6 protein-coding genes are annotated in these 6,129 nt (G+C 54.6%); all 6 read right to left on the bottom strand.

Features of this window, described 5'->3' with window-relative positions; genetic code table 11:
• Positions 1-92: 92 nt before the first annotated feature.
• Positions 93-806, bottom strand: a complete 714-nt coding sequence (locus tag TALK_RS18580) for an SDR family NAD(P)-dependent oxidoreductase (RefSeq protein WP_085620650.1) — start codon at positions 804-806, stop codon at positions 93-95.
• The gene (purF, locus tag TALK_RS18575; protein WP_085620649.1) at positions 803-2,263 is read right to left on the bottom strand and encodes an amidophosphoribosyltransferase; all 1,461 of its coding nucleotides are present in this window, start codon (positions 2,261-2,263) and stop codon (positions 803-805) included. The genes TALK_RS18580 and purF overlap by 4 nt, the downstream gene beginning before the upstream one ends.
• 62 nt (positions 2,264-2,325) lie before the next feature.
• Positions 2,326-3,012 carry a CvpA family protein gene (locus TALK_RS18570; RefSeq protein ID WP_085620648.1) on the bottom strand — a complete coding sequence of 229 codons (687 nt, stop codon included), beginning with the start codon at positions 3,010-3,012 and terminating at the stop codon, positions 2,326-2,328.
• Between the two features lie 62 nt (positions 3,013-3,074).
• Complete coding sequence (gene radA, locus TALK_RS18565; protein ID WP_085620647.1) at positions 3,075-4,487, bottom strand: DNA repair protein RadA; 1,413 nt, start codon at positions 4,485-4,487, stop codon at positions 3,075-3,077.
• A 76-nt stretch (positions 4,488-4,563) separates the two neighbouring features.
• Positions 4,564-5,340: an ABC transporter ATP-binding protein gene (locus tag TALK_RS18560; RefSeq protein ID WP_085620646.1), complete on the bottom strand. Its 777-nt coding sequence runs from the start codon at positions 5,338-5,340 to the stop codon at positions 4,564-4,566.
• 9 nt (positions 5,341-5,349) lie between these two features.
• Positions 5,350-6,123 (bottom strand): MlaE family ABC transporter permease, encoded by a 774-nt coding sequence (locus TALK_RS18555; protein WP_085620645.1) that lies wholly within the window; start codon positions 6,121-6,123, stop codon positions 5,350-5,352.
• Positions 6,124-6,129: the final 6 nt, after the last annotated feature.

Genomic DNA, 6,129 nt, shown 5'->3' with positions numbered 1-6,129 from the left:
TATAGCTGACAACGTATTTCAGGACGAGACAATGAATTGAAAAAGGCCGGACTGTTGATTGTCCGGCCTTCTTAATTTCAAAATCTGTTGTATCAGTAAGCGTCGACGATTTCTGCGTGCCGGGTGCAATCGCGTGCGGCCAGATCAACGAAGACATCGGTGATGCTTTCGGCCGTCGGAAGCGTTTCAGGGTCTTCGCCCGGATAAGCTTCGGCGCGCATCTTGGTACGGATACGCCCTGGATTGATCAGATTAACCCGCAGGGGCGTTTCTTCGACTTCTTGGGCATAGGACAGCACAAGGCTTTCAAGTGCCGCCTTGGTCGAGGCATAAAGCCCCCAAAACGCACGTCCTTTGGCCGAGGCATTCGATGTTACGAAAATGGCTCGTCCGGCATCGGAAAGGCGCAGCAATTTATCAACACTGCGGATCAGACGGAAGTTCGCCGTGACATTGGTCGCATAGGTATTTTCAAATACCTGTGTATCAATATGGCCAACCGGGGCCAATTCGCCCAGAAGGCCGGCATTGCCAACAACGATGTCGAGTTTGCCAAATCGTTCAAAGAGCGAGGCACCCATGGCATCGATCTTTTCATACATGGTCAGGTCCATCGGCAGCAGGACAAGCTTGCCACCTTCGGCGCGAACTTCGTCATCGAGTTCTTCAAGCGCACCGACATTACGACCCAGCGCAATGACTTCGGCACCCTCGGCGGCGAAACGTTTGGCTACGGCCCTACCGATCCCGTGCGATGCCCCGGTTACAAGAGCAACGCGGCCTTCAAGGCGCTTTAGAGCACTCATGCCGACTGCCTTTCGACCAGCTGGGTCAGTTTGCGGCCCTTGTTTTCTGCCTGATGGTCGGTCAGGCGGATCGGATAATCGCCGGTAAAGCACGCATCGCAGAAGGCGGGGTTATCACTGTTACGGCCTTCAAGGCCGGTGGCACGATAAAGACCGTCGATAGAAACGAACGCCAGACTATCAACACCGATCAGCTTGGCCATGCTTTCGATGTCGTGGTTGGCTGCCATCAGTTTTTCCTTGGACGGCGTATCGACACCATAGAAACACGGATTGATTGTTGGCGGGCTGGCAATGCGCATATGCACCTCGCTTGCACCGGCCTGACGGACCATGTCGACAATCTTGGTCGAAGTGGTGCCGCGCACGATAGAATCGTCAACCAAAATAACGCGTTTTCCCTTGAGTTTCCCCGGGTTGGCATTGTGTTTCAGTTTTACGCCAAGATGGCGGATCTGATCGGTCGGCTCGATAAAGGTCCGCCCGACATAATGGTTGCGGATAATCCCCAGTTCGAACGGTATGCCACTTGCCTCGGCATAGCCAAGGGCAGATGGAACACCAGAATCAGGGATCGGGACAACCACATCTGCATCCACACCGGATTCCATTGCCAGTTCATGACCGATATTCTTGCGCACGTCATAGACGCTTGTGCCTTCAACGATGCTGTCGGGGCGGGCGAAATAGACGTGTTCGAAAATGCAGAACCGTGATTGAACCGGTTTGAACGGTTTGATCGACTTGATACCTGCATCGGTGATTTCAACGATTTCACCCGGTTCGACGTCACGGATGAATTCCGCGCCAACGATATCAAGACCAACCGTTTCCGATGACAGGATGTAACTGTCATTAAGCTTGCCAAGAACCAGCGGGCGGACGCCCATCGGATCACGGACACCGATTAATTTTTTCTGGGTCATAACCACAAGACTGTATGCGCCTTCGACTTGGCGGACCGCATCGATCAGACGATCAACGATCTTCTCGTACAGGCTGGTCGCGATCAGATGAATGAAGGTTTCGGTATCAGCGGTCGACTGGAAGATCGATCCGCGTTGAACCAAACGTTCGCGCACAGCCAATGCGTTGGTCAGATTGCCGTTATGGGCAATTGCCAAGCCGCCGAATGCGAAATCGGCAAATAGGGGCTGCACATTGCGAAGGCCTTTTCCCCCGGCTGTTGAATAACGCACATGGCCAACAGCACGGTGGCCCTGCAGGCTTTTGATAACGTCTTCAGAGCCGAAAATATCCCCGACCAAGCCCGACGCACGATGCGCGGGAAAGTCTTCGCCGTCATAGGAAACGATGCCAGCGGCTTCTTGTCCGCGATGCTGAAGTGCATGCAGGCCAAGGGCCGTTAGGGCCGCCGCGTCGGGCGAACCGAAAACACCGAAAACGCCGCATTCTTCACGCAGCTTATCATCGTCAAATGGATTGGTGGTCAGCATGAGTGGGTTCCGCTCTCTCGCCGGTGGCGCAGGATGCCGCAGCCATGCGAAACCCCGTCGCCTCACTCGTTAGTGGTCGCCTCAATCAGACGATCCAAATCATCGCGCGAGGGCCTTGTATACCCGTTTAGGGGCGTGGGTCCAGCACCTTTTGGCTCTGGGCCCAGAAGTTGACGGTATGTCTGATCGTTGATTTCTGCATCACGCTGTGCACGGGCGATTTCTTCGGCGGTTGTGTCAAAGATTTCATCGGGCATGGCGCGCATGATCAAGAAGGCACCTTCTTCTAAAACCGGACGGGTACGGGCGTTGCGGACCCAGTCTGGCTGCGAGGTTGCAGGCAGTAACCACGACAGTGCAAGAAAGCCGATACAGACAATCAAAGCCCCGCGTAGCAGACCAAAAACAAAGCCCAATGTGCTGTCGAGGCTATCAAGACCGGAATTCTGAACTGCACGGCCGATACGGCCACTGATAAAGGAAAAAACCAAAAAGGAGATTAGAAACAGACCAACACCGGTCGCCAGATCGGCAATCAGTTCGGACGGGATCAGATCACGCACAAAAGGCCGGGCAATCGGATAACCATAAAGTGCACAGACACCAGCCCCGACCCAGCCCATCATCGACAGGGTTTCATGGATAAAGCCACGGAAGAAGGCAAACAGACCCGAGATCAGGACAATGCCCACGATCACCAGATCGAATATGTCCCGTGCGCCGAGGTCGGGCAGGCTGGAGAAGTCCATAATTTAGCAAATCCTGTTGGTCAGTCCGTTCGCAATAGGCGCGCAAAAATTAAAGGCTGTAATCAATACATGCCTTCGCGCGGACGCACCTTGTCGCGAACATCGTCGCCGAAGAGATTTACCAAATCCTGAAGATGGCCAATTTCGCGCTGATTAATGCCCTTGACCGTGATCTTCTTTTTGCCATGTGCCCCGCTTCGGGGGCTATAAGCATTTACAAAGCCAAGCTTGGCGGCTTCTTTCAGACGCGATTCGATCTGTCCAACCGGGCGTACTTCACCTGAAAGACCGATTTCACCGATAATCACGGTTTCAGCGGGAACCGGGGAATCGGCCACGGCCGAAACCAGTGCGGCTGCCACGGCCAGATCCGCCGCCGGTTCACCAACGCGAAGGCCCCCGGCAACATTCAGGTAAACGTCAAACTGGTTAAGTGCCAAGCCGCAACGCGCATCCAGAACCGCAAGGATCATGTTCATGCGCGCCGAATCCCAGCCGACAACGGCACGTCGCGGTGTGGCAAGTGCCGATTGCGCAACAAGCGCCTGAATTTCGACCAGCATCGGACGCGTACCTTCAAGTCCGGCAAAGACCGCCGTACCAGATACCGGCGCATCGCGATCAGCAAGAAACAGGGCAGATGGGTTTGGGACTTCGACCAGACCGGCATCGCCCATTTCAAATACGCCGATTTCGTCGGTCGCACCGAAACGGTTTTTGACAGCGCGTAAAATACGGAATTGATGACCGCGTTCGCCTTCGAAATACAGGACCGTATCAACCATGTGTTCCAAAACACGTGGACCGGCAATCTGGCCTTCCTTGGTAACGTGACCAACAAGGATGACGGCAAACCCCTTGCGCTTGGCCATCCGGATCAGTTCCAGCGCACAGGCACGGACCTGCGATACGGTGCCCGGCGCACTGTCAAGCGTATCGGCGTACATGGTCTGGATAGAATCGATAACCACGACTTCATGCGCGCTTTGATCCAGTGTCGCGATAATGTCGCGCAAGCTGGTGGCGGCTGCAAAGTCGACCTTTGATTTTTCAAGGCCAAGACGGGCGGCGCGCATGCGGACTTGATCTACCGCTTCCTCGCCAGAGATATAGGCGCATTTATGTCTGGCTGACAGGACACCGACGGCTTGTAACAGGATGGTTGATTTCCCGATGCCGGGGTCACCACCGACCAAAAGGGCAGAACCTGGCACAAGGCCGCCACCAACTGCACGATCAAGTTCGGCAATGCCGGTGATGATGCGGGGCGGGCTTGCGCTTTCGCCTTCCAAAGCGACGAAATCAAGTTGCTTGCCCTTGGAACCGGTGGCGATGCCGCCTGTTGCTTTGGGGCTGGCCTCGATGCGTTCTTCCTCGATCGAGTTCCATTCACCGCATCCGTCACAACGCCCGGTCCATTTCCGGTATTCGGCACCGCAATTCTGGCAAATGAAACGACTTTGGGTTTTGGCCACCGGTGGCTCCGCGTATGAGGATTGTAATGAGATGAAACGGGTAACGGCCCCCGGTTATGGAGGCCGGGATCAACGATCAGAGATGCTTCAGATCAAGATCCAGCGGGCCTTCGATATCACCCGAAATGAACTGTTGCAAATAAGGGTTATCAGCAGTGTCGATTTCAGATACCGGACCGTTCCAGATGATCTTTCCCTGATACAACATGGCAACACGGTCGGCGATCTTGCGCGCGCTCGCCATGTCGTGGGTAATGGTCATCGCACATGCCCCCAGTTCACGGGTACATTTGACAATCAGATCATTGATCACATCACCCATGATCGGATCAATGCCGGTGGTCGGTTCGTCAAAGAATAGAATATCGGGTTCGGTTGCAATGGCGCGCGCAAGGCCAACACGCTTTTGCATGCCCCCTGAAAGGGACGCCGGTGACATATTGGCAATGTCCGGGCCAAGGCCTACATCGGCCAGGCGGGCAATGGCAATGTCGCGGGCTTGCTGCGGTTTCATACCGCGTCCTTCGATCAGGCCAAAGGCAACGTTCTGCCATACCGAAAGCGAATCAAATAATGCTGCGCCCTGAAACAGCATACCGGCATGGGATAGCATATCTTCGCGGGTTGCAGGTGACGCGCCAACCATTTCCGTTCCGTTGACTTTGATTGATCCCTGATCGGGCGTTAACAGGCCCAGAACACATTTCAGTGTTACCGATTTACCTGTGCCCGAACCGCCAATAATGGCAACCGATTCACCCGGGGCGACGTCAAGGTTTATGCCCTGCAGCACCTTTTTCGGGCCAAAGGATTTGTGAACATCGCGAAGCGAGATTTTGGCAGTTTCGCTCATATCCCGCCCTTAACGTGCAAAGAAAAGTTCGGTGACGATATAGTTCGAAATCAGGATCAGGATTGAACTTGATACGACGGCATTGGTCGTTGCCTGACCGACACCCTGTGCGCCACCACGCGAATGATATCCGTGATAGCAGCCCATCAAGGTGATGATAAAGCCAAACACCGCGGCCTTTACCAGCCCGGAAATAACATCAAGTTGTTCAAGGTACTGGAACGTATTGCGGATATAGGAACCTTCGTTAAAGCCAAGCTTGTTGACCCCGACAAGGTAACCGCCCAGAACCCCGATGATATCGCCGATCAGCACCAGAACCGGAAGTGTTAAAAGCCCGGCATAGACACGCGGAACCACCAGATACTTTAACGGGTTGGTCGAAAGGGTCACAAGCGCGTCAATCTGTTCTGTGACGCGCATGGTGCCGATTTCAGCGGCAATGGCCGCACCGACACGTCCGGCAACCATCAGGCCGGCAAAAACCGGCCCCAATTCGCGGGTCATGGAAATGACGACAACCGTGGCAACAGCACTTTCGGCTGAGAAGCGTGAAAAGCCTGAATAGCTTTGCAGCGCAAGTACCATACCGGCAAACAGGGTCGTCATGGCGACGACCGGCAGCGAGAAATAACCTATCTCGCGCATCTGTTTGAAAATCAGACGGAAATAAAATGGCGGTGTTACCATATGGCCCAAGGTGCGCCCGGCAAAAACCGTGACACGACCAACAAGGGCCAGAAAGGCAAGGAACATACGGCCAACCGGCGCAAAGATCGGCATTGGAAT

Source organism: Thalassospira alkalitolerans, assembly GCF_002115745.1.
GTDB classification, from domain to species: Bacteria; Pseudomonadota; Alphaproteobacteria; order Rhodospirillales; family Thalassospiraceae; genus Thalassospira; species Thalassospira alkalitolerans.
The sequence above is the reverse complement of the archived record's forward strand: the minus strand, read 5'-3'. Positions and strand labels throughout refer to the sequence as shown.